The 22,457-nt window shown below is 48.1% G+C and carries 26 protein-coding genes; 14 read left to right on the forward strand and 12 right to left on the reverse strand.

Annotation, left to right across the window (positions count from 1 at the left end):
- Positions 1–45 precede the first annotated feature (45 nt).
- Entirely contained in the window at positions 46–609 is a 564-nt protein-coding gene (locus ACBP46_RS12705; protein WP_371017089.1) for a YggT family protein, read from the forward strand.
- Between the two features lie 93 nt (positions 610–702).
- Here ACBP46_RS12705 and ACBP46_RS12710 read toward each other — a convergent pair whose 3' ends face one another.
- The 8 genes from ACBP46_RS12710 to ACBP46_RS12745 all read right to left on the reverse strand — a co-directional run bounded on the left by ACBP46_RS12710 (position 703) and on the right by ACBP46_RS12745 (position 7,143).
- A complete protein-coding gene (locus ACBP46_RS12710) occupies positions 703–1,191 on the reverse strand; it encodes a glycine zipper 2TM domain-containing protein (protein WP_371017090.1) in 489 nt (162 codons plus the stop codon).
- Positions 1,192–1,225: 34 nt separating this feature from the next.
- Positions 1,226–2,167: a carbohydrate kinase family protein gene (locus ACBP46_RS12715; RefSeq protein WP_371017091.1), complete on the reverse strand. Its 942-nt coding sequence runs from the start codon at positions 2,165–2,167 to the stop codon at positions 1,226–1,228.
- Between the two features lie 12 nt (positions 2,168–2,179).
- A complete protein-coding gene (locus tag ACBP46_RS12720) occupies positions 2,180–3,202 on the reverse strand; it encodes a zinc-ribbon and DUF3426 domain-containing protein (RefSeq protein WP_371017092.1) in 1,023 nt (340 codons plus the stop codon).
- A 20-nt stretch (positions 3,203–3,222) separates the two neighbouring features.
- Positions 3,223–4,137, reverse strand: a complete 915-nt coding sequence (gene prmA / locus ACBP46_RS12725; RefSeq protein WP_371017093.1) for a 50S ribosomal protein L11 methyltransferase — start codon at positions 4,135–4,137, stop codon at positions 3,223–3,225.
- A 64-nt stretch (positions 4,138–4,201) separates the two neighbouring features.
- Complete coding sequence (accC, locus tag ACBP46_RS12730; protein WP_371017094.1) at positions 4,202–5,548, reverse strand: acetyl-CoA carboxylase biotin carboxylase subunit; 1,347 nt, start codon at positions 5,546–5,548, stop codon at positions 4,202–4,204.
- A 4-nt stretch (positions 5,549–5,552) separates the two neighbouring features.
- Positions 5,553–6,011 (reverse strand): acetyl-CoA carboxylase biotin carboxyl carrier protein, encoded by a 459-nt coding sequence (accB, locus tag ACBP46_RS12735; protein WP_371017095.1) that lies wholly within the window; start codon positions 6,009–6,011, stop codon positions 5,553–5,555.
- A gap of 72 nt (positions 6,012–6,083) precedes the next feature.
- Complete coding sequence (gene aroQ, locus ACBP46_RS12740) at positions 6,084–6,518, reverse strand: type II 3-dehydroquinate dehydratase (RefSeq protein ID WP_371017096.1); 435 nt, start codon at positions 6,516–6,518, stop codon at positions 6,084–6,086.
- 142 nt (positions 6,519–6,660) lie between these two features.
- Complete coding sequence (locus ACBP46_RS12745; protein WP_371017097.1) at positions 6,661–7,143, reverse strand: TlpA family protein disulfide reductase; 483 nt, start codon at positions 7,141–7,143, stop codon at positions 6,661–6,663.
- A 113-nt stretch (positions 7,144–7,256) separates the two neighbouring features.
- Here ACBP46_RS12745 and mpl point away from each other — a divergent pair, with 113 nt between their 5' ends.
- Genes mpl through ACBP46_RS12785 form a run of 8 tightly spaced genes read left to right on the forward strand, consistent with a single transcriptional unit; the run spans position 7,257 to position 15,602 of the window.
- A complete protein-coding gene (gene mpl, locus ACBP46_RS12750) occupies positions 7,257–8,642 on the forward strand; it encodes a UDP-N-acetylmuramate:L-alanyl-gamma-D-glutamyl-meso-diaminopimelate ligase (protein ID WP_371017098.1) in 1,386 nt (461 codons plus the stop codon).
- On the forward strand, positions 8,639–9,217 hold the full coding sequence (locus tag ACBP46_RS12755) for a YqiA/YcfP family alpha/beta fold hydrolase (protein WP_371017099.1): 579 nt from the start codon (positions 8,639–8,641) through the stop codon (positions 9,215–9,217). Before mpl ends, ACBP46_RS12755 begins: the two co-directional genes overlap by 4 nt.
- Positions 9,218–9,262: 45 nt before the next feature.
- Complete coding sequence (locus ACBP46_RS12760) at positions 9,263–11,179, forward strand: ribonuclease catalytic domain-containing protein (RefSeq protein WP_371017100.1); 1,917 nt, start codon at positions 9,263–9,265, stop codon at positions 11,177–11,179.
- Between the two features lie 23 nt (positions 11,180–11,202).
- On the forward strand, positions 11,203–12,039 hold the full coding sequence (locus ACBP46_RS12765) for a TonB C-terminal domain-containing protein (protein WP_371017101.1): 837 nt from the start codon (positions 11,203–11,205) through the stop codon (positions 12,037–12,039).
- A 5-nt stretch (positions 12,040–12,044) separates the two neighbouring features.
- Positions 12,045–12,881, forward strand: a complete 837-nt coding sequence (gene aroE / locus ACBP46_RS12770; protein ID WP_371017102.1) for a shikimate dehydrogenase — start codon at positions 12,045–12,047, stop codon at positions 12,879–12,881.
- A 32-nt stretch (positions 12,882–12,913) separates the two neighbouring features.
- Positions 12,914–13,609 (forward strand): monofunctional biosynthetic peptidoglycan transglycosylase, encoded by a 696-nt coding sequence (gene mtgA, locus ACBP46_RS12775; RefSeq protein WP_371017103.1) that lies wholly within the window; start codon positions 12,914–12,916, stop codon positions 13,607–13,609.
- 11 nt (positions 13,610–13,620) lie between these two features.
- Positions 13,621–14,778 carry an LPS export ABC transporter permease LptG gene (gene lptG, locus ACBP46_RS12780; protein ID WP_371017104.1) on the forward strand — a complete coding sequence of 386 codons (1,158 nt, stop codon included), beginning with the start codon at positions 13,621–13,623 and terminating at the stop codon, positions 14,776–14,778.
- Positions 14,778–15,602 (forward strand): symmetrical bis(5'-nucleosyl)-tetraphosphatase, encoded by an 825-nt coding sequence (locus ACBP46_RS12785; RefSeq protein WP_371017105.1) that lies wholly within the window; start codon positions 14,778–14,780, stop codon positions 15,600–15,602. Before lptG ends, ACBP46_RS12785 begins: the two co-directional genes overlap by 1 nt.
- Here ACBP46_RS12785 and ACBP46_RS12790 read toward each other — a convergent pair.
- From ACBP46_RS12790 to ACBP46_RS12805, 4 genes are all read right to left on the reverse strand, one after another.
- Positions 15,557–16,258, reverse strand: a complete 702-nt coding sequence (locus ACBP46_RS12790) for a lysophospholipid acyltransferase family protein (protein WP_371017106.1) — start codon at positions 16,256–16,258, stop codon at positions 15,557–15,559. The two genes, ACBP46_RS12785 and ACBP46_RS12790, sit on opposite strands and share 46 nt — an antisense overlap.
- A gap of 68 nt (positions 16,259–16,326) precedes the next feature.
- Complete coding sequence (gene ruvX / locus ACBP46_RS12795; protein ID WP_371017107.1) at positions 16,327–16,728, reverse strand: Holliday junction resolvase RuvX; 402 nt, start codon at positions 16,726–16,728, stop codon at positions 16,327–16,329.
- On the reverse strand, positions 16,721–17,317 hold the full coding sequence (locus ACBP46_RS12800; protein ID WP_371017108.1) for a YqgE/AlgH family protein: 597 nt from the start codon (positions 17,315–17,317) through the stop codon (positions 16,721–16,723). Before ACBP46_RS12800 ends, ruvX begins: the two co-directional genes overlap by 8 nt.
- A 61-nt stretch (positions 17,318–17,378) precedes the next feature.
- Positions 17,379–17,543 carry a rubredoxin gene (locus ACBP46_RS12805; protein WP_077733889.1) on the reverse strand — a complete coding sequence of 55 codons (165 nt, stop codon included), beginning with the start codon at positions 17,541–17,543 and terminating at the stop codon, positions 17,379–17,381.
- Positions 17,544–17,693: 150 nt separating this feature from the next.
- Here ACBP46_RS12805 and ACBP46_RS12810 point away from each other — a divergent pair, with 150 nt between their 5' ends.
- The 5 genes from ACBP46_RS12810 (at position 17,694) to argJ (ending at position 22,375) form a co-directional block, all read left to right on the forward strand.
- Entirely contained in the window at positions 17,694–18,491 is a 798-nt protein-coding gene (locus ACBP46_RS12810) for a bifunctional hydroxymethylpyrimidine kinase/phosphomethylpyrimidine kinase (protein ID WP_371017109.1), read from the forward strand.
- An 11-nt stretch (positions 18,492–18,502) separates the two neighbouring features.
- Positions 18,503–19,156 carry a thiamine phosphate synthase gene (thiE, locus tag ACBP46_RS12815; RefSeq protein ID WP_371017110.1) on the forward strand — a complete coding sequence of 218 codons (654 nt, stop codon included), beginning with the start codon at positions 18,503–18,505 and terminating at the stop codon, positions 19,154–19,156.
- A gap of 15 nt (positions 19,157–19,171) precedes the next feature.
- Positions 19,172–20,455, forward strand: a complete 1,284-nt coding sequence (gene hemL / locus ACBP46_RS12820; protein ID WP_371017111.1) for a glutamate-1-semialdehyde 2,1-aminomutase — start codon at positions 19,172–19,174, stop codon at positions 20,453–20,455.
- A gap of 104 nt (positions 20,456–20,559) precedes the next feature.
- A complete protein-coding gene (locus ACBP46_RS12825) occupies positions 20,560–21,081 on the forward strand; it encodes a MarR family winged helix-turn-helix transcriptional regulator (RefSeq protein WP_371017112.1) in 522 nt (173 codons plus the stop codon).
- A gap of 67 nt (positions 21,082–21,148) precedes the next feature.
- Positions 21,149–22,375: a bifunctional glutamate N-acetyltransferase/amino-acid acetyltransferase ArgJ gene (gene argJ / locus ACBP46_RS12830; RefSeq protein WP_371017113.1), complete on the forward strand. Its 1,227-nt coding sequence runs from the start codon at positions 21,149–21,151 to the stop codon at positions 22,373–22,375.
- Positions 22,376–22,457 lie beyond the last annotated feature (82 nt).

Genomic DNA, 22,457 nt, shown 5'->3' on the forward strand with positions numbered 1-22,457 from the left:
CCCTACGACAACACAGACGAACAATAGTCCACCAGTAGCCGCTCTATGTTTACTGATATTTTGTCTTTTATTTTACAAGTCGGCCTGTCGTTACTAGGTGCTGCTTTTTTGTTTAGAGCATGGTTATTTTTTATTCGCATGCCACCTTTTAACCCGTACTCTCAGGCCATTTTTCGTGTTACTGATTGGGCTGTTTTACCCATTCATAAATTTGTGAAAAATAGTCGTCACATCGATAGCTCAAGCTTAATTGCCGCATGGCTCTGCGCTTTTCTCTCATTGATTGGGGGCTGGCTGCTCTTGGCTAATGTGGGACTACCGCTTGAGCTTTTACCCAAGCTAGCTCTGGCTGCGGTACTTACTGTTATTAAATGGGCTCTCAATATCACCTTATGGCTCATTTTGATCCAGGTGATCTTGTCATGGGTTAACCCAAGCGCGCCCGCTATGCCCTTGTTGGTGGCATTAACACGTCCTATTATGGAACCCATCCGGAAGCGCTTACCCAACACCGGACCTATAGATTTTTCACCGCTATTAGTATTGCTGTTAATCCAAGTATTAAATATGGTGGTGCAGCGCCTTAATTTTGCACTGATTGCTATGTAGAAAAAATCTGTACTCAAACCCTAAGTACCTTAAAACACTAAAGCCCTTGGTATTGTGATACATACCAAGGGCTTTAGTGTTTATGACTAAGAATTAAAGCGGTGTTACGCGGGTGGGACCATTGCCGCTTAATACTCGTACCCGTTGACCTGCTGTAAACATGACATCAGCTTCTTGGGCAATAGCACGTGTTTCGCCATTATCCATTTGCACTGTGATCTCTAGCCCCTGCTTTTTATCGGTCTGATTTTCTACAGCATTGCCTGCTAGACCGCCTAATATAACGCCGCCTATGGTGGCAAGTACATTGCCTCGGCCTCCGCCAATGGTGCTACCCGCCACACCACCCAAAGCCGCCCCAGAAGCAGCACCAAAGCCAGAGGCTTTGTCTGACTGAATAGTGACATACCGTACAGACTGTACCGTACCTAAACGCACAATCTGTTCATTTTGTGCTTGACCATAGCTATACACTGAACTAGATGCCGACTGACCAGCGCACCCAGCAATAAATACGGCTGAGGCAACCGCAACACTTGTTAAGACCAGTCTAAATGCGTTGAATTGAGTAAGTGTTTTCATAATGACTCCGTTAATACCTCAGCCTACACCACTATTAAATGGTTTTATTTACACCATAATGGGTTGCTAGCAGCTGCTGAATATCCTGTTTTGTGGGGGCGTGAGTTTGTGTGCCCTGATACGCAATTTTAATCCCACCCATCACACTTCCTAAACATGCTGACTCGTAAATTGACCAACCTTGTGTAAGGCCGTGTAACAACCCTGCACGATGCGCGTCACCACAACCCGTTGGATCAACCACCTCGGCTGCGGGCAAGGCAGCAATACTATGGGCTTGACCTTGTGTATACAGGGTAGACCCTTTTTCACCCTCGGTCACAATTAATGCCTGCACTCGAGCTGCCAGTGTTGAAAGGTCGGATCCGATGCGTTGGCTAATTACACTGGCCTCGTAATCATTTGAGGTCAGAATAGAACACATGTCAATCATGCGCTCTAAGTCTTCTTTCTCAAATAAAGGCATGGCTTGGCCTAAATCGAAAATAAAAGGAATACCTTGTGCATGCAAACGCTCGGCATGAGCAAACATGGCTTCTTTGGCATCTGGGGCCACGATCCCATACACCGCTTCCATGCCCGTAATGTCATTATCCGCAGATTTAATCATGGCACCGGGGTGAAAAGAGGTGACTTGATTACTTTCAAGGTCGGTGGTGATAAAGCACTGAGCCGATAAATAGTCATCTAGTACTTTGACGGCACTGATGTCAATGCCCAGATCATTAAAGCGCTGAATGTAGTCAGCCCCATCGCTGCCTAAGGTCACCACAGGCACGGCATGGCTGCCAAGCAAATTAAGGTTATAAGCAATATTACCTGCACACCCCCCATAAAATTTATTTAAGGAAGGCGTAAAAAATGACACGCTTAAAGAACGCTCTTTATCGATCAGAATGTGGTCTTTGAAATTGCCCTCAAAGACAGCAATATAGTCAAAGGCAACAGAACCACAGACTAAAATACGTTTAGACATGAAAATACCTTTTTAGGGATAATATTTTTCTACGGTAAAACCGTTGATTTTTTTATTGGGTAATAATACCGGCAAACGAATAGTCAGCTGAGCACCGGGATCAAAAGGACGCTGACGCTGACTAGGTGCTAAATACTGCTGAGGCTCAATAGGCAAAGTCGCTAAGGTTGCTGCCGCGGCATCCGTAAAGCTAACCACTAACGTCGGCCACTCTTGGGGCCAAGCCAAAGTATTTTTAAGCTGCAGCTGCAATAAATACGCGTACTGACCTTTTTGCTCAAAATTGGGCTGCTGTTGTAATGACGACTGCCTAATTTCTATTGCGTCTACAGCTCGCATATAAGGAATAGTGCAACCAAAACCATCACACAATAGTTGCAGTACAGGGCGTGTAAAGCTGACTGTGTTAGCTATTTGCGCACGGTACACGTACAGCAACTGCAATACCATCAAGCCAGCTAATAACCAGACAAGCAAGGTCCATAAAGGACTAGACCAACTAGACGTTGAATCAGCGCCCTCTTCAACATGTAAGGCTCGACGTGGCTCCGCAGAAAAATGCGGCACTGCGGTCTCCGTCTCATTGTGCCAACGAGGTTCAGCGCGCTCGTCTCGGTTTAAATAAACACGTATATCTTCATCTGACTCGGCCGCACTTTGTATAGGCTGGGAGCTACGAATTGCAGCTGCTGTTTGAGCTCGTGTTTTTACCTGTGGCCGCATTGGTTCGGGGCTAACAATGGGCTGGTTTATAAAGTGTGACTGAGGTTCAGTGTCTTCACTGGCGGCAGAAATAGAAAATGCGGCTGTTTTTGCAGAACCAGAAGCTGGACTAGGTGACGGTTGCAGCGCAATAGGCTCTGCTTGCCTAGGCACAGAGGGCGTTGTATGAGCTTTAACCACAGCATGTTCATACGCATCAAAAATTTGCGCACAACGAGGGCAGCGCAGCAAACCCTTGCGCTGCTGCAATTGCTCTAAGGTCACATCAAATTGATGTTCACATTGAGGGCACTGGGTGGTTAGCTCAATCATCACTCTTACCTAGGAGGGGTCTAGTTGGTTTTGTGGGCCACCAAACAAATCCAACCTTCGCGGTCACGCCAAGGCTGTAGGCTTAGATAGTCTTTATATGCTTCACGCATCTCATCGATTTGCCATTCAAAAATACCAGCTAGAACCAAGTGCCCGCCGGTTTTTACCCGTGCAGCCAACATGGGAGCAAGCATTTTCAATGGATTAGAAAGAATATTAGCCACCACCACATCGTACTGGCCTTCACCCAACTGGTCAGGTAATAAGGCGTTGACTGTGACGTTATTGTTTGTGGCATTGGAGCGCGTTGATAGGACGGCCTGCTCATCCACATCTACCGCATCGGTGCGCTCTGAGCCCAGTTTCTGCGCAGCAATAGCTAAAATACCTGAACCGCAACCGTAATCCAGCACGGTTTGCCCTGCCTGCAAGTGCTCTGCCAGCCACTCTAGACATAAATGGGTGGTAGGATGGCTGCCCGTACCAAACGCTAAACCCGGGTCAAGTTGAATACATACTTTATTTTGATCGTGGGCTTGAAGGGTGAGCTCATCCTCGGCATGCCAGCTAGGCACAATGAGTATTTTTTCACCCACCTGAATAGGGCCAAACTGAGACTGAGTTAAACGTACCCAATCGTTATCGGGTACTTCGCGTACAAACCAATCTGCATCCTCTAGACTAATGATTTGCTGATCGCGTAAGTCTTGAACTAATTGCTCGGGTTGTAAGTGTTCGGGCAATAATGCCACCACACGGTTACGATCCCATGCTAAGACCTCGGGCTCTAGACCTGGCTCACCATACAAAGGACGCTCTTGGTCGGTGTTTTCGTTTGCATCTTCGACTGACACCGACAATACGCCTAAATCCAATAACACATCGGATAAATGCTCAGCTTGTTGCTCAGCACATAAAAATACAATTTCACGCATAGTGATTTCCAAAAAATAAAAGCAGAGGTCACCCCCTGCTTTTTATTTTACCGTGACTTAACGCTTAAGGGCGTTTTGCAAGTTTTTCTTCCAAATAGTGGATACTAAACCCGCCCTCTTGGAACACAGGGTCTTGCATTAGCTCTCGATGCAGCAAGATATTGGTATTAATACCCTCGACCACCATTTCTGACAAGGCAATATCCATACGCGCAATGGCTTGTTCACGCGTAGTACCGTAGGTAATGAGCTTGCCGATCATGGAGTCGTAGTTAGGAGGCACCACATAGCCCGCAAATACGTGTGAATCCATACGTACACCTGGACCGCCGGGTGTGTGCCATTTTGACACAAGCCCTGGGCTAGGAATAAATTTATACGGATCTTCGGCGTTGATACGACACTCTATAGAATGACCACGGAACTCGATGTCTTTTTGACGCAACGTGAATTTTTCACCAGCGGCAACTAAGATTTGCTGTTGAATTAAGTCGATGCCTGTAACCATTTCGGTAATGGTGTGCTCAACCTGAATACGCGTGTTCATTTCAATGAAATAAAACTCGCCGTTTTCATACAAGAACTCAAAGGTACCAGCACCGCGGTATTTCAGTTTGCGACACGCCTCTACACAGCGCTCGCCAATGCGATCGAGCTGCTTGCGAGGAATGCCAGGTGCAGGGGCCTCCTCGATGACTTTTTGGTGACGACGTTGCATAGAGCAATCGCGCTCACCTAGCCATACGGCATGACGATCGCCATCGGCTAGAACTTGAATTTCAATGTGACGTGGGTTTTGGAGGTATTTTTCCATGTAGAGGTCTGGGTTGCCAAAAGCAACCTCGGCCTCGGCACGCGTCATGGCAACTGCGTTTAGCAATGCGCCTTCGGCATACACCACACGCATACCTCGACCGCCACCACCCCCAGATGCCTTAACAATAACGGGATAGCCGATATCGCGCGCGATTTGAAGAATTTCTTCGGGGTCATCGGGCAGTGCACCAGCTGAACCCGGTACTACAGGTACGCCAGCTTCGATCATGGTTTTTTTAGCGGTCACTTTGTCGCCCATGAGACGAATCGTCTCGGCGCGAGGCCCGATAAATACAAAACCACTTTTCTCAACACGATCTGCAAAATCAGCATTTTCCGCCAAAAACCCGTAGCCAGGGTGAATGGCTTCGGCATCAGTGACTTCGGCGGCTGCGATAATTGCAGGCATATTTAAGTAGCTTTCACGGGGGTTAGCAGGACCAATACAGACGGACTCGTCAGCCAAGCGCACGTATTTGGCGTCGCGATCTGCCTCGGAATGCACAACTACGGTTTTAATACCCATTTCGCGACAAGCGCGCTGGATGCGTAGGGCGATTTCTCCCCGGTTAGCGATAAGGATCTTTTCAAACATGAAATTAGCCAATCACAAACAAGGGCTGACCGTATTCGACGGGAGCACCATTTTCAACAAAAATTTCTTTGATGACGCCCGCTTTATCTGCTTCGATTTCGTTTAGCAGCTTCATCGCTTCGATAATACATAGCGCGTCGCCCTCGGCAACGCTTTGACCTACCTCTACAAATGGAGCCGCGCCTGGGTTAGGTGCACGGTAGAACGTACCTACCATTGGTGCAGTTACCACATGACCATTCGGCACTGCGGGAGCTTCCTCTGCTGCGGGCACAGCAGCCGCTACAGGAGCAGCAGCGGCAGGAGCAGCACCAACGGGAGCTGCGGCATATACCATTTGTTGAGGTGCAGCAGGCGCCGACTTAACAATTCTGACCTTGCCATCTCCCTCTGTGACTTCGAGTTCAGAAATATCAGACTCTGCAACGAGGTCAATTAAGGTTTTAAGTTTTCTCAGATCCATGCATGTTTCCTGCCACACCACTACCGTTTTTAAATAAATACGGACTTGGGTGTTGTTAAAATTGGATAAAAATTAAGCAGCGACGGCGTAACGTAATGCTACTTCATAGCCGTAAGCGCCTAGCCCTACTACCACCCCTTGCGCAATATCAGACAAATACGAATGATGGCGGAAAGGTTCTCGACGATGCACATTGGAAATATGTACTTCGATAAAGGGGATAGCGACGCCCGCGAGCGCATCACGGATAGCAACACTGGTATGAGTGTAGGCACCGGCATTGATGATGATGTAGTCGACCTGTTGCTGAGCAGCAGCGTGAATTTTATCCACAAGCTGCCCTTCAGAATTGCTTTGAAAGATATCGCATTTCACATCAAGCTTGGTGGCAAGTTGCACCAAATGCTGATTCACATCATTCAGTGTTTGTGCACCATAAATATGGGGCTCGCGCTTGCCAAGCAAGTTCAAATTAGGGCCATGTATAACCAGAATGTTACGTGCCATTGCTAAATAAAATTATGATTCTAGATCGCCTTTTTACGCCAAAACGCCCTGTTTGTCCATAAAAACAAGGCGCTTAGCAAGAAAATAAGGCATAAACACGCCTAGTTTAATCGAAAATAGACTCAGTTGCTGCTGCCTGCACTTAATTTTTCAACTTGGTTAAAATTTGATCAAGTTGTGCAGAATCGATTTGCCCCAATACCTGCTGGGCTACCGAGCCATCGGCATTCAAAACTAGGGTAAATGGAATGCCTCCTGCTTTATTTCCCAAAGTTTTCATTATTTGGACACCACGGTGGCCAGTAACATAAATAGCATAGTTAACCGGTACTTTTTCTAAAAATCGTTTTACATTACGTTGGGTGTCTATGGCTAGGCCTACAAACTGCACGTCGGGATGCGCCTGACTTAATGCCTCGAGCTCGGGCATTTCCTTGACACAAGGCGGGCACCACGTTGCCCAAAAATTAAGCACTAAGGCTTTGCCTTGGTAGGACTCTAGACTGATAGACTGCCCGGTTAAATCATCCGCCTCTATCGCAAATACCTTGGACTCTGCCCACGCCAAGCCGCCCCAGCACATAAGCCCAAGCCAACTCGCGAACAGGATTTGACGCAATTTCATTCTTTCCTCTTTGTGCAATAACTCTTTAATTTAGTAGCCTACCATGCGCAAATGGTTCCTTTTTTACAGCACAAAAGCAAATCTTGTCTAAAATGAGTGCAACTGGAGGATTTATGCACATTCATATCTTAGGTATTTGTGGAACATTTATGGGCGGGCTTGCTTTAATTGCCCGCGCAGCAGGTCATACCGTCACAGGGTGTGATGCCGGCGTCTACCCCCCTATGAGCACGCAGCTTGAAGAACAGGGTATTGAGCTCATCGAGGGCTATGGGGTTGAGCAACTTGAACTAAAACCCGACCTGTTTGTGGTGGGCAATGTAGTAAGCCGTGGCAACCCATTAATGGAAGCCATTTTAGAGCAAGGTTTAGCTTATACATCGGGCCCGCAATGGTTGGGCGACACCATTTTACGCTCACAGCATGTGCTTGCTGTAGCGGGTACGCATGGCAAAACCTCCACAAGCTCCATGCTGGCATGGATACTGGAGTACAACCAGCATCACCCTAATTTTTTAATTGGGGGCGTAGCACCTGACCTCGGCGTATCGGCACGCTTTGATGCAAAACAGTCTTTATTTGTCATTGAGGCCGATGAGTACGACACGGCTTTTTTTGATAAACGTTCAAAATTTGTGCATTACCGTCCACGTACTGCTATTTTGAACAATCTTGAGTTCGATCATGCTGATATTTTTACCGATCTAAGCGCCATAGAAACCCAATTCCATCATTTGGTACGCACTATCCCTTCCAATGGGTTAATCATTCGCCCCAACGAGGCCGAGGCCTTAGATCGCGTTCTAGAGCGGGGCTGCTGGACGCCTGTGCAAACGCTAGAAAATGCTTCCGGCTGGCACGCTACGCAAACGGCGGCTGGTCAACTCTCTATTTATTACCAAACAACGCATCACGGTGATATACATTGGGGTTTAAGCGGCGAGCACAATCGGCTTAATGCCTTAGCAGCTATTGCCGCCGCTCAACACGTAGGGGTTAGCCCAGCCCAAAGCTGTGCGGCTCTTAGCGCTTTTCAAGGCATCAAACGACGCATGGAATTACGCGGTACCCGTGCGGGGATTCGCGTTTATGATGATTTTGCGCACCACCCAACGGCTATTGCACTGACCTTAGAGGGCTTAGCTAAAGACTTACCCAAAACCGACCGCATCATTGCCGTGCTTGAACCACGCTCAAACACGATGAAAATGGGGGCCATGGCCGCCCGCTTACCTGCATCACTCAGCCACGCTCACCATACATTTTGTTACACTGAACCCAGCGGTAAACATGCTTTGGCGTGGGATGCACAACACGCTTTTGCCCCTCTCGGCGAGGCCATCACTATTAAAGACAATTTAGATCAGCTCATTGAAGCAATTGTGCAGTTTGCACAGCCCAATGATCATATTGTGGTCATGAGTAATGGCAGCTTTGGTGGGATCCACGAGCGTTTATTACAGGGGCTAACCCAACGCTTTGAGGTGGAGCAGTCATGATTTTGTACTTACATGGGTTTAAATCTTCCCCCCATTCTTTTAAAGCTCAAGCGCTAAAGCGTACACTGACCGCAAACCAATTAGGTGCACGTTGGTGTTGTCCACAGTTACCTGCTAGTCCTGCCGCAGCCATTGCGTTGTGTAACGAGCTAATTCAAGCAGCACAGCTCAAGGACCCAACCACCGAACTCATCATCATTGGCTCCTCTTTAGGTGGGTATTATGCACAGGTCTTAGCGGAACAATGGCAATGCAAAGCCATTGTGCTCAACCCAACAGTCCATGCCGCGCGCGACTTAGCTACCCAAGTTGGTACGCACACCATGTATCATTCAGATCAACCCTTTGAGTTTTTACCTGAATATGTAGACGAGCTACAGGCCATGGCCACCGCCTCATGCACGCAGCCGCAACGCTACTTTTTGGTAGCATCCCGTGATGATGAGGTGTTAAATAGCCACGAAATGCTCGCCTTTTATGAAGGAAGTCAGGGGTTGTTCATTTTGGGTAGCGATCATGGCATTGCCGATTTTGAACTCTATCTAGCACCTGTTTTACACTTTATTAACGCCTAAGCTCCACTTCTCCTCCTCATTACTTGTTTTACCTCAAGAGCTCTTATGTACGTCCTTTTTGAAGACAGCGGTAAATTTAAAGCTGAAAAAATCTTTTCTGATGCAGAAACCACAATGCAGGTTGAATCCGCAACAGGAAAACGCAGCAAAATTCGTAAAAACAATGTGTTTTTTGAATTTGCGCAACCCGAGCCGGCAGCATTGCTAGAGCAGGCCGAGCAGCTTGCCGCCGATTTGGATATTCATTTTTTGTGGGAGTGCGCCCCCCAAGACGAGTTCAATGCGGTGGACTTTGCCGAGGATTACTTTGGGCATCCGCCTAGCGCAGTAGAAAAAACAGCCTTAATTTTAGCGTTACACGGTGCCCCTGCTTATTTTCACCGTCGCGGTAAAGGTCTGTATCGCAGCGCACCGCCAGAAATTCTTGAGGCCGCCTTGGCAGCCATTGAGAAAAAACGCGAGCAAGCCGCCCTGCAGGAGCAATGGACCGCGGCAATGGTTGCGGGCGAGCTACCTGCACCCATTGCAGCAGCGGCCAACAGCTTATTAAGCAGCCCCGACAAAAACAGTCTTGAGTGGAAAGCCTTTGACGCAGCCGTTAAAGAGCTCAACTGCAGCCCAGAACAGCTCTTGCTGGATCTTAATGCTTGGTCCAGTCCACTTGCCTTGCACCGTCATCGTTTTTTCTCGCAGTATTTCCCGCGTGGCACAGACTTTCCAGACATTGAGTTAGCCGCCGAATGGGGCACAGAGCTTCCCGTAAGCGACGTTATCGCGTATTCCATTGATGATGCTGGTACCACTGAAATTGATGATGCGCTATCTATCCAAGAGCTAGCACCGCAGCATTGGCGTGTGGGTGTGCATATTGCCACACCAGGCTTAGCCGTACAGCGCGATAACGAACTAGATAGCATTGCTCGTAAGCGCTTATCCACGCTGTATACGCCTGGGCAAAAAGTCCCTATGCTGCCCGAGGCAGTTATTCGTGCTTTTTCATTAGACCAAGGGTTAGAACGCCCAGCCTTGTCGTTATACGTGGATATTGATCTGGCAGCTCAATCTATTACGCAAACGCGCACAGTACTAGAACGTATACGTGTCAAAGAGAATTTACGCCAAAACCAGCTTGATCCGTTGGTCACGGTAGAAGCGTTAAATGATCCAAATAGTGAGCTGCCCTATGGCGACTGGTTGCGTCCTTTGTGGCAAGTCAGCCAATTTCTAAGCCAACAACGTGAATTAGTTCGTGGCAAACCTGAAAACAATAACCGTATTGAGTTCTTGTTTGAGCTCACCGGAGCACCCGATGATCCCAATAGTGTTGTGGCCTTAGTCCCACGCGTACGCAATGCGCCTGTTGGTCTGATCACAGCCGAAATGATGATCTTAGCCAATAACATCTGGGGTGGGCTGCTGGCCCAACACGATGTGCCGGGTATTTATCGCTCTCAGCAAAACATGCGAACCCGCATGTCTACCCATGCTCTACCACACGACAGCATTGGTGTGCCTCAGTATGCCTGGTCTACCTCGCCTCTACGTCGTTATGTGGATTTAGTGAATCAGTGGCAAATCCTTGCTGCTGCCGAACACGGCGTATCCGCGCGCTTAGTCGCACCATTCAAACCCAAAGAATCCGATCTTTACAGTATTATTAGTGCGTTTGAAGCCCAATACAGCACCTGGAACGACTTCCAAAACCAAATTGAGCGGTACTGGGTACTGCGTTGGTTACAGCAACAAGGCATTACCCAAATGCCTGTTACTGTGATTAAAGAAGACCTCGTTCGCTTTGATCTGGCTCCCTTTGTGACTCGCCTACCCGGCGTAGGTGAATTAGAGCGTGGGCAAAAGCTAATTATTGACCTATTAAGTTTTAATGAGCTTGAGCTAACAGTAGAGGCGCGTCTTAGGGAAATTGTAAGCCCTGAGGCAGAAGTGACTACGCCAAGCGCTTAATTACCATGAGCAAGCACCGTTTTTTGTCTCGTTCTGATCATTTATGGCTCGCCGTGTTTTTATCACTGCTGCTTCACGGTCTTGCTCTGGTTTACTTTTGGCCTGCTACTCCTGCCACTCTCTCTAAAACACTTGATCCAGAAATTAGCCTAATTAACTATCAAACCGACGCTACGGATCTAGAGGCCGTATTATTGGCTCAATGGAATGCCGTGGGCGGCGGTAGTGCAGACGACGATCAACTCGCCTCTGCTCCTTTTACTGGTCAAGCCGTTCCCAGCCCTAACTCCTTAGTGCTCCAAGCATTACAAGAGCGTCTACGCCAAGCCGAAGCCGAGCAGCAGCAACGCTTAACGCAGCTTGAAGCCGAATGGCAAGCACTACAGCCCGTACCAAATGCTGACCTAAGCCCAAACGCCGAGCTCGATCAAGAGCAATCCGCAGAGCACGTACAATTAGCTTTAGAGCTTCACGCATTAAAAGACAAGCTAAATCAATACAATGCCAAACCACGCGTTCACTTTGAGGCACCATCAGCCAAAGCCTCTGCTTTTGCGGCCTACGTTGAGGCATGGCGTGCCAAAATAGAGCGTTTAGGAACGGAACATTACCCCGATCAAGCCAAAGGCCAGTTATCTGATGCATTGCAAATGACCGTCTTCATTGACCAAGAAGGCAACCTAGTCAAAATTGAAATTCATCAGCCAGCCCAAAACCCATTATTTAACGTCGCTGCTCAACGTATAGTACGCTTGGCTGCCCCTTACCCTGCTTTTTCTGCTGAAATGCGCGAACAAACGGATATTCTCGCTATTACGCGAAGTTGGCATTTCACTAAAGGCAATTTAAAAACCGATTAACTACTATGACAACCAATCCACTTATTCGTTGCGCCGTTGTAGGCAACCCTATCGCCCATAGTCGCTCTCCTGAAATTCATCATGCGTTTGCAAAGCAATTTGACTTAACCCTGCACTATGATCGAATTTTGGCAGACCGCAATGATTTTAGTGACCATGTACGCGGTTTTTTTGCCCAAGGGGGTAAAGGCTTAAACATCACAGTGCCTTTTAAAGAACTCGCTTTCTCTATGGCACAAGTGCGCAGCCCACGCGCTGAGCTAGCTGGCGCGGTAAATACCCTTTGGATGGATAACCAAGTATTGCACGGCTGCAATACCGATGGCGTGGGGTTGCTTAACGATTTAATCCGTTTGGGATTTAACCCAAAAGATAAACGTGTCTTGTTAATAGGGGCAGGTGGCGCAGCGCGCGGAGTGGTACTGCCTTTATTATCGGCACAGCCATCCCATTTACGTATTATTAATCGCACGGCTCAAAAAGCGCTCGATTTAGTCAACGAACTGGCTACACAGGCAGACCCACTCACTGCTAATACTCAAATTGATGGGGGTGACCTAAGCTCTATTGAAGGCACATGGGATATTGTGATCAACGCTACCTCCAGTGGTTTGCACCAACAAAGTCCTCTTCAGACCGTACCCCTCTTTAATGAAAACGCCTTGGCTTACGATATGGTTTACGGCAATCAGCCCACCGCATTCCTGCAACAATGCCACCATGCTGGTGCAAAGCAATGTGCTGATGGGCTTGGCATGCTAGTTGGGCAGGCCGCAGCTAGTTTTTTTATTTGGCATGGGCACAAGCCCGAGTTAGACCCTGTGCTGGCTACTTTACGCTAACAGTGGTTATGAAACGGCAAGCTATACACCCCATGAAACGCCTACTTATCATAGTAGCAGTCAGTATTCTTCTCGTTTTTTTGTATCAGTTCAGTTTTTTGGTAAGAGTGGTGTGGTTTAATTTCTATAACCCCAGCTCTAGCGCCGTTATGCGGGAAACACTAAAAGACCTTAAACGAGAAAACCCTGACGCCCAGTTACAGCACAGCTGGCTTGATTACGACCAAATCAGCGCTAATTTAAAACGTGCTGTGATTAGCTCTGAGGATGCTAATTTTCTTATACACAGCGGCGTGGAATGGGATGCCATTCGTCAAGCATGGCAGTACAACCAACAGCAGGCTGCCCAAGGCTCAGAGCGGCGTCGTGGCGGTTCAACCATCACGCAACAACTTGCGAAAAACTTATTTTTATCTAATAAGCGCAGTTACACACGCAAAGGACAAGAACTAATTATTAGCGTTATGCTTGAGCAAGTCATGTCTAAGCAACGTATTCTCGAGTTATATTTGAACTTCGCTCAATGGGGGACTTCGGAATTTGGGGCTCAAGCGGCGGCACAGCGTTACTTCAAGCGCTCTGCCCAGCAGCTTAGCCCCGCCCAGGCTGCCCGCCTTGCCGCCATGCTGCCCAACCCCGTTTTTTATGACCAAAACGGCAACACCACCTATTTACAACGCCGCACCAATACCATTGTGCAGCGCATGCGTTTGGTGAGTGCCCCTTAACGTTTATTTTTATGCGTCTTGCTCGTCGCTACTTAGCCACTGAAATTTATCGCTCTAGCGCTGTTGTGCTGTTGGCCTTGCTAGGTTTATTTAGCTTTTTCAATTTAATTGAAGAGCTAGACAAACTAAGCGCCAGCCTCAGTTTAGGTAGTTTGCTGTACTTGCAATTACTTAACCTGCCCACGCAACTCTACGAGTTACTGCCTATTGGATTATTAATTGGTGCTGTATTGGCATTGGCCGGTTTAGCCCAACGTAATGAACTTGTCATATTACGGGTGTCCGGTGTCAGTGGCTTACAGCTCTTGATAAGTCTTTGGATCATTACTATTCCCTTAATGCTAGGGGCTTTTGTGCTGTCTGAATACATTACGCCACGCGCTGAAATTCAAGCCAGTGAAAGCAGCCTGAAGCTCTTAGGCAAAGCCGGAGGAGGACGCTTAAATAGTGGTTACTGGTTTAAAGAAAATGCGTCTGACAACCAGACCCGTCTTATTAATATTACTCACTTGCGTGGCACATCGAGTGTAGAACAAGTGCATGTGTATGAGTTTGATGCGGACCAACACTTGCAAAGCTATACCCAAGCTAGCGTAGGCGAATTCACGCTTACTCATCTTTTGCTTAAAGATGTACAACGTTCAATTATTAATCCCGATGTGCTTAAAGCTTTGGAAGCGGGCGTTACACCCTTAGTACCTAGTATTACACTGGAACACGTCGCACAGCTCGAGCTAGAAACCAGTTTAAGTGCCGAACGTCTTTTGGTGCGCGTATTAACCCCCGAGCGCATGGCCGCTACCGATCTCATTGACTACATTAGCTACTTAAAAGCCAACGATCTACAAACAGAACGTCAAACCGTAGCCCTCTGGCGCAAACTTGCCTACCCGTTTACTTTGCTTGTAATGATCACTATTGCCGCGCCAATTAGCTTTATGCAAACGCGCCACGGTGGTGTAGGCACAAAAATCTTTTTAGGTATTTTAATTGGGGTGGGCTTTTTTATGGCCAACCAACTGGCCTTAAATCTGGGTATGCTTACTAACTGGCAACCTTGGCTCACCGCCTTATTACCTAGTATTTTTGCGCTGGCTGTGGCGCTTGGGGCGCTGCTTATTATCGAAAACGCGCACCGCTGGGCACGTCATTTTCATAAGGAGTCCTAATGCTGACTCCTGATTACTGGGTAATTGGCGATGTACAAGGCTGCATTCATAGTTTGCAGCACCTGCTCGCCCAACCCGAGCTACAACAGCCCAATGCACACTATATTTTTCTTGGAGACCTCGTCAATAGAGGACCCGGTTCACTAGAGGTGCTTACACTAGTGCATGACCTAGGTAATCAAGCTCAAGTGGTTTTGGGTAATCATGATATTCACTTGTTAGCGGTCGCCGCCGGAGTGCGTAAGCAAAGTGATAGTGACACGCTCACCCCTATACTAAAAGCCACAAACGGGCCTGCTCTAATTGATTGGTTACGTCATCAACCCTTAGCTTTACATCAAGTAGGCCATTTAATGGTTCATGCTGGCTTGCATCCCACGTGGAACTTAGCCCAAGTATTAGCATTAGCTAAACGTGTAGAGCAACGCCTTCAAGCGCCCGATTGGCATCAGCATATTCAGACATTATTTGGCAATCAGCCCAATCAATGGCGTACCGACTTGTCTGACACGGATACCGAACGTTTGGTTGTCAATATTTTGACACGCCTGCGTTTTTTTGATCAGCACGGCGCATTAAGCAAATACTCAGGAGCACCTAACACCACGGACCTAACCCCTTGGTTTGCTATGCCCGCACGCCGTATTGAGACGCCCGTTGTGTTTGGGCATTGGTCTACCTTAGGACTACATATGCAAGCAGATGTGGTGGGGCTAGATACAGGCTGTCTTTGGGGTGGGCAATTAACAGCTATGCGCCTGCGCGACCGCCGGTTAGTTCAGGTAGAAAATCGAGACGGCGCGTTAAGCCCTTTTTCAACTTGAGCCAATAACAAATCATAAGCCTGCTGAGCCGTCGCGGCTCGGCCTTGGGTTTGATTGTGCGCATGAGGTAAAGGCGGCAAAAACACGCATTCAATACGTACCTTGGGCTGCGATAACAACAACCAAATATTACACAGCAGACTTTGCTCGCCAATAAATGCAACCCGAGCACTACGTTCTGTATCATCAAAAAAACGCAACGCAACTGGTTGAATATCGACCTCTGTTCTAAGCGCTGTTTCAAATAAGCTCGCGTGAAAAGGTCTTACCGTGAAACCATCCGAGGTCGTGCCCTCGGGAAATAAGCCCACCGCCTGTTGTTGCTTAAAGCGTTGCTGCATTTGTTCAGCCACGCGTTTAATGGCGTGGCGCTGCCCACGCTCTATATAAACTGTACCCGCACCCGTCACCAACCAACCGACTACAGGCCAACTTCGTATATCACTTTTAGCTATAAAAGACGTAGCACGTTTTTGATTGACGACGAAAATATCTAACCAAGAGACATGGTTCATTACAAACAAAACAGGTTTGTGCAGCTCGGGTTGACCAAAATAATCGACGTGTATTCCACACCAATATAATAGCCTTCCTGACCACCAAGCATGTACAGCCTGACGACGTGTTTGAGTCCATAAAGGAAACAATAGACTCAATATAAAGAGTCCTAGTAGCAGCCACACAATCAGCGCTAAGGCACGCCATCCAAAACGAAGCCCTCTTCTCATTCTTTTTGATCAAGCCAACGTTGTAAGATCACTGCTGCGGCAACCGCATCATCATCGTCATTATTTGCCAAGATGTCTTGTGCCTCAAGGCTGGAACCACGCTCATCAACTAAGTGTACGGTCAGGGCATAGCGCCCATGCAACTGATTAGCAAACCGACGACAGCGTAGTGAAGCATATTGCTCTGCACCTGTTAACGTTAAAGGCAGTCCGACCACTAAAGCATCGGGCTGCCATTCATTCAGCAAGGCTTCAATTTGAGCAAAGCGCTCTGCTTTGGTTACAGGCCGTAAGATAGTTAATGGCCGCGCTAAACCAGTTAAGGTATTGCCAATCGCCACACCTATTTTCTTTAGACCGTAATCAAAGCAAAGCAAGGTATGATCCATGTCAGGCATGACCGGAAGCCCCGGTCAACATAATTGGATCAATACCTAATTGACCTAAAGCCGCTTGGTAGCGTTCGGCCGCAGGTATGGAGAATAAAATGTCGAGGTTAGCCTCCACATGAAGCCACGCCCCTCCAGCCATTTCCTCTTCAAGCTGCCCCGCTGACCACCCCGCATAGCCTAAGGTAACCAGTAGCTGATCGGGACCACTACCTATAGCAACCTCTTGCAACACATCGCGTGACGTCGTTAGCGCCACCTCTGAACCCATGCTGATGCTTGAACTGTAATCGCCTACAGGCGTGTGTAAAACAAAACCACGGTCAGTTTGGACTGGGCCCCCAAAGAAAACGGGAGCATTTTGACGCACGTCAATTTCCAAAGATAAATCTAAGTCTATGCGTTGTAACAAATCGCCAAGAGTTAAATCAGTAGGACGATTTATCACAACGCCTAGTGCGCCTTGATCACTGTGCTCGCAGATATAAATCACAGTATCTGCTAAGCTGCCTCCCACCATGCCCGGCATTGCAATCAGTAACTGATTGGTGAAATCAACTCGCGGGGTTTGGGATGCGTTAGGTGTAGGTGTAGTCATCAAAATCTCCTTGAGTTGTTAGGCAAAGTAAGAACCTAATCACTAGAGACATGGTTCAGGGTTATACCTCGATCATTTCAAAATCTTCTTTACGTGCGCCACACTCTGGACAGACCCAATTGGGTGGCACGTCTTCCCATTTTGTACCAGGAGCGATGCCTTCTTCGGGCAAGCCCGCTTCCTCGTCATAGATCCAACCACAAATCAAACACATCCATGTACTCATAAAATACTCACTAAAAAAACCACGATTGCCCTTTAGAGCGAGCAATCTATTAAAATGGGTCGATAGTACTGAATATAAACAGAATTTAATACCTGTTCATTTATCCATTTACGACATATTGTCTCGCATTTTTTCTTTGACACTGCCGCTATGACCGCAACCCCACCGCCTGTAGTCTTGGTTTTTGCCCCGTTAGATCCTACTGGCTCTATGTATTTACCTGCTGATGCTGTCAGCTGTGCTGCCGTGGGCTGCCATGCGCTAAGCATTGTAACGGCAACTCATGTGCAAGACACCACTCATACCGAACTTATTACACTTAGCGCACCCGACGTCATGTATGACCAAATGCGCTGTTTGCTCGAGGACATGAGTGTACACAGCATTAAAGCTGGTCCATTGTATTCCATTGACGCTGCCAGTGTTTTAGCACAAATCGCCGCAGATTATACGGAATTGCCATTGGTCTTACACTTGCAATCCATTCCCGACGAGGACATTTTAAGCAACGACGCGGAAACCGATGAAATTACTGACGCCATTTTTCAGCTTGTATTGCCTCAAACTCAGGTGGTGATAGCAGACCACACCTTATTGGCGCAATGGCAAGCCGATGGCTTGTTACCAGAAACAGATAATCCCATCGCTAGCCTATTAGAGTTTGGGGCAAAAATGGTGTTTTACACCTTACCTGCCTCGGACCCAGGTTACGTCACGCACCAGCTTTACAATCAAGACGGCTTATTGCACGAGTGGCAAAGCGCCGTACACCCTGCACGGCTGCAAGATACCGAGGGGTTGCTCAGCACCCTTATTAGCGCCTACTTAGCCCAAGGGCTCGACATGCGTAGCGCTTGTGCTAACGCTATCCTCTATACAGATAAGGCCTCTGAGCATGCATTTCAAGCAGGGATGGGCAGTCGTATTTTGCGCCATGTCGTATCCTAACTGAGATCTTTATGACTTTACCTTTACGTTTTCCACGCGGTTTATACGGCATTACCCCTGAATGGGATGACACACCGCGTTTGCTAGAGGCTATCCAAGCTGCCCACGAGGGTGGCATGGTCGTGTTACAGTGGCGTCGGAAACAGGCTGACGCAGAGCTCCACGTAGCGCAACGCCATGCTGTGCAACAGCTGTGTGCCCAATTAGAACTGCCTCTGATTATTAATGACGACTGGCAAGTGACTCGCGATTTGCACGTAGCTGGAGCCCACCTAGGCAAAGACGACGGGGAACTTAATGCTGCCAAAGCCGGCCTACATACAAATCAATGGCTTGGTAGCACCTGTTACGACCAGCCAGCTTTAGCCGAACAAGCCTTACAGCTCGGTGTAGATTACGTGGCCTTTGGTGCGGTTTACCCCTCTCTGATCAAGCCGCATGCTCCGCGCGCAACGCTCGACATCTTACGTCAAGGTCGTGCTTTGTGCGAACGCTACGGCGATTACACGCGAGCCGCGGTCGTAGCGATTGGCGGTATTACCCCAAGCAATGCCGCCCCCCTCCTTGAGGCCGGCGTAGATAGCATTGCTGTTATTAGCAGTCTATTTGAAGCGCCCGATATTTATGCCGAAGCGCGTGCTTTCAGCCGTCTTTTTACTTCATGATTCACAGGATTATTTATGTCTAACAATCAAGAGCTTTTTGCTCGTGCATCCCAACATATACCCGGTGGGGTTAACTCTCCCGTGCGCGCTTTTGGATCCGTAGGCGGCACGCCTCGTTTTATTACGCGTGCCCAAGGGGCCTATGTTTGGGACGCTGATGGTAAACAGTACATTGATTACGTGGGCTCCTGGGGTCCCGCTATTTTAGGTCACGCTCACCCTGATGTGGTGCAAGCGGTTCAAGATGCCGCCGTCAACGGTCTTTCTTTTGGTGCTCCTACCCAAGGCGAGGTTGAATTAGCCGAGCTAATCAGTCAGCGCCTGCCCTCAATGGAAAAAGTCCGTTTGGTCAGCTCTGGTACCGAGGCCACCATGAGCGCAATTCGTTTAGCGCGAGGCTATACCGGTCGCAATAAGATCATTAAATTTGAAGGGTGTTACCACGGTCACGCCGACAGTTTATTAGTTAAAGCCGGCTCTGGGCTTTTAACCTTTGGCAACCCCACCTCTGCAGGAGTCCCCCAAGACTTTATCCGCCACACACTCGTATTAGATTTTAATAATCTAGATGCGGTAAAAGCGGCATTTGCCGAACACGGCGATGATATTGCTTGTATTATTGTCGAGCCTGTAGCCGGTAATATGAACCTTATTAAGCCTGCCCCCGGCTTTCTAGAAGGTTTGCGCGAATTGTGTACTGCGCACGGCGCGGTATTGATCTTTGACGAGGTGATGACAGGCTTCAGAGCTGGGCCCCAAGGCGTACAAGGTCTAAGCGGCATTACACCCGATTTAACCACCCTTGCTAAGGTCATTGGCGGCGGGATGCCTGTAGGTGCTTTTGGTGGGCGTGCTGACATCATGGACTGCATTGCTCCGCTAGGTAATGTCTATCAAGCTGGCACCTTATCTGGCAACCCCGTTGCCGTAGCCGCTGGACTAGTGACCTTAAAGCTTTTGGATAACGCCCAGTTCTACACTGAATTAGCCCAACAAACAAAAAAATTAGCCGATGGTCTACAAAACATAGCTCGTGGTCACGGGTTGACCTTCTGCACAGACTCTATCGGTGGCATGTTGGGTCTGTACTTCAGTGCAACCGTGCCCACCACTTACGCAGACGTTGCGGCCAGCAACATCGACCAATTCAAACAGTTTTTCCATGCCATGTTAGACGAGGGCGTGTATTGGGCACCCTCTGCTTTCGAGGCTTCATTTACTTCAGGCGCGCATACAGACGACGTCATTCAAGCCACACTGGATGCGGCTGATCGCGCCTTTAAAAAATTGAAAAACTAAGCAATGCTTTAATCTTTGATTATTCGCAAAGCACGACATAGCATGCCCACCTAGAATTTAATGGACCCTGATTACGTCTAATCAAATCCTCTTAGGGCATTGCTATGTTATTACATGACTTACCTCTTTCATCGACCCATTCTGATCTACCCGATCTGGAAGGTCGTCTCAAACCAAGCGCTTGCCACCACTTGCGTACCTGGTTGCGCTACCTCAGTTGTGGACGCCTCATAGAAAATGAAATTCGCAGTCGTCTACGGCGCGAATTCAATACCACCTTGCCACGTTACGAGGTAATGGCTCAGTTAGAGCAGTTCCCCCAAGGCATCAAAATGAGCGATTTATCACGCCATATGATGGTAACCAACGGCAATATTACTGGCATTGCTGATCAACTAGTCAAAGAAGGTCTGGTACAACGCACTCAACTGCCGCGCGATCGTCGCAGCTCGCTATTAAAACTGACAACCAAAGGTCAAAAACAATTAGACGCCATGAGTGATGCACACAACGAGTGGGTATGCTCTGTGTTTGGGAAACTGTCCGAATCTCAAATTGACGCCATGATGAGCTCTCTTGAGGAATTAAAAAAACATTCTCAGGACTTTACACAGCCTAATCACTAATCAATCCAGCAAAAGCACGGTAATATAAGAACATCTATCATCTTTAACGCTTCCAATTAGGTGTGCTATGGCTGTTAATCTTATTATCCCGGCTCAATCCGATATTCATGCTGTTAAAGGCGTCCAAATTGGTATCGCCTCAGCAGGAATTCGTAAAGCAGGTAACAAAGACCTGACGGTTTTTACCTTTTCCCCTAACACGTCTGTTGCAGGGGTGTTTACAACAAATCGTTTTAAAGCCGCCCCTGTTCAAGTTTGCGAAACACATCTGGCCACCGAGTCTGATGTACGTGCCCTAGTCATTAATACAGGCAATGCCAACGCCGGTACTGGTGAACCAGGCTTAGCCGATGCCAATCAAACTTGCAACGAACTCGCCAAGCTATTACACCTACGTCCCGCCCAAATTCTGCCTTTTTCTACTGGCGTTATCCTAGAGCCGCTCCCCATGCCCAAGCTGCTGGCGGCCTTGCCTGCGGCTGTTAACGACCTCCAAGACAACAACTGGTTCAACGCCGCGCACAGTATCATGACCACCGATACCCAGCCCAAGCTACACTCTCAGCAGCTTAGCGTGGCAAACACAACCATTACTATTACTGGCATCAGTAAAGGGGCTGGCATGATTCGCCCTAATATGGCTACCATGCTGGGCTTTTTAGCTACCGATGTGGGTATTGCCCCCGATTTGTTGCAGGATATGACGCGTGAAATAGCAAACAAATCCTTTAACCGCATCACTATCGATGGTGATACCTCTACGAACGACTCGTTTATTATTGCCGCTACAGGCCAAAGCGGTTTGCATATTGATAGCGTTGCTAGCCCTCATTACACCCATGTGTTTAATGCGCTACGCGAAGCCGCTATTGATCTGGCACAAAAAATTGTGCGCGATGGCGAGGGTGCCACCAAGTTTATGACCATTACTGTAGAGGCCGCACACAGCTCTGAAGAGGCACGCAAGGTAGCGTACTCCATTGCGCATTCTCCGCTAGTAAAAACGGCCTTTTATGCTTCAGACCCTAATCTAGGTCGTATTCTAGCGGCCATTGGCTATGCTGGCATTCATGATCTAGATGTGAACCTTATTCGCTTGTGGCTAGGCGATGTGTTGGTTGCCATCGATGGCGGACGCAACCCCGACTACCTCGAGGCAGATGGCCAACGCGTCATGGAACAAAGTGAAATTCTAGTACGTGTTTCACTAGGGCGTGGTGAGCACACCGAAACGGTCTATACCTGCGACTTTTCCCACGATTACGTCTCCATTAATGCAGACTACCGTTCTTAATTGTCAACAGGCTTAAACCCCATCAGTATTATCCCCTTTTACTAACAGCGAAATAAATTGATACCCTAAAGACTTAACCAAA

Origin of the sequence: Paenalcaligenes hominis (genome assembly GCF_041359055.1) — a bacterium.
Taxonomy (GTDB): Bacteria; Pseudomonadota; Gammaproteobacteria; order Burkholderiales; family Burkholderiaceae_B; genus Paenalcaligenes; species Paenalcaligenes hominis_A.

Coding starts and splice junctions, on each gene's coding strand:
- ACBP46_RS12705 (WP_371017089.1), top strand. CDS start 46: ATGTTTACTGATATTTTGTCTTTTATTTTACAAGTCGGCCTGTCGTTA.
- ACBP46_RS12710 (WP_371017090.1), bottom strand. CDS start 1,191: ATGAAAACACTTACTCAATTCAACGCATTTAGACTGGTCTTAACAAGT.
- ACBP46_RS12715 (WP_371017091.1), bottom strand. CDS start 2,167: ATGTCTAAACGTATTTTAGTCTGTGGTTCTGTTGCCTTTGACTATATT.
- ACBP46_RS12720 (WP_371017092.1), bottom strand. CDS start 3,202: ATGATTGAGCTAACCACCCAGTGCCCTCAATGTGAACATCAATTTGAT.
- prmA (WP_371017093.1), bottom strand. CDS start 4,137: ATGCGTGAAATTGTATTTTTATGTGCTGAGCAACAAGCTGAGCATTTA.
- accC (WP_371017094.1), bottom strand. CDS start 5,548: ATGTTTGAAAAGATCCTTATCGCTAACCGGGGAGAAATCGCCCTACGC.
- accB (WP_371017095.1), bottom strand. CDS start 6,011: ATGGATCTGAGAAAACTTAAAACCTTAATTGACCTCGTTGCAGAGTCT.
- aroQ (WP_371017096.1), bottom strand. CDS start 6,518: ATGGCACGTAACATTCTGGTTATACATGGCCCTAATTTGAACTTGCTT.
- ACBP46_RS12745 (WP_371017097.1), bottom strand. CDS start 7,143: ATGAAATTGCGTCAAATCCTGTTCGCGAGTTGGCTTGGGCTTATGTGC.
- mpl (WP_371017098.1), top strand. CDS start 7,257: ATGCACATTCATATCTTAGGTATTTGTGGAACATTTATGGGCGGGCTT.
- ACBP46_RS12755 (WP_371017099.1), top strand. CDS start 8,639: ATGATTTTGTACTTACATGGGTTTAAATCTTCCCCCCATTCTTTTAAA.
- ACBP46_RS12760 (WP_371017100.1), top strand. CDS start 9,263: ATGTACGTCCTTTTTGAAGACAGCGGTAAATTTAAAGCTGAAAAAATC.
- aroE (WP_371017102.1), top strand. CDS start 12,045: ATGACAACCAATCCACTTATTCGTTGCGCCGTTGTAGGCAACCCTATC.
- mtgA (WP_371017103.1), top strand. CDS start 12,914: ATGAAACGCCTACTTATCATAGTAGCAGTCAGTATTCTTCTCGTTTTT.
- lptG (WP_371017104.1), top strand. CDS start 13,621: ATGCGTCTTGCTCGTCGCTACTTAGCCACTGAAATTTATCGCTCTAGC.
- ACBP46_RS12785 (WP_371017105.1), top strand. CDS start 14,778: ATGCTGACTCCTGATTACTGGGTAATTGGCGATGTACAAGGCTGCATT.
- ruvX (WP_371017107.1), bottom strand. CDS start 16,728: ATGCCTGACATGGATCATACCTTGCTTTGCTTTGATTACGGTCTAAAG.
- ACBP46_RS12800 (WP_371017108.1), bottom strand. CDS start 17,317: ATGACTACACCTACACCTAACGCATCCCAAACCCCGCGAGTTGATTTC.
- ACBP46_RS12805 (WP_077733889.1), bottom strand. CDS start 17,543: ATGAGTACATGGATGTGTTTGATTTGTGGTTGGATCTATGACGAGGAA.
- ACBP46_RS12810 (WP_371017109.1), top strand. CDS start 17,694: ATGACCGCAACCCCACCGCCTGTAGTCTTGGTTTTTGCCCCGTTAGAT.
- thiE (WP_371017110.1), top strand. CDS start 18,503: ATGACTTTACCTTTACGTTTTCCACGCGGTTTATACGGCATTACCCCT.
- hemL (WP_371017111.1), top strand. CDS start 19,172: ATGTCTAACAATCAAGAGCTTTTTGCTCGTGCATCCCAACATATACCC.
- ACBP46_RS12825 (WP_371017112.1), top strand. CDS start 20,560: ATGTTATTACATGACTTACCTCTTTCATCGACCCATTCTGATCTACCC.
- argJ (WP_371017113.1), top strand. CDS start 21,149: ATGGCTGTTAATCTTATTATCCCGGCTCAATCCGATATTCATGCTGTT.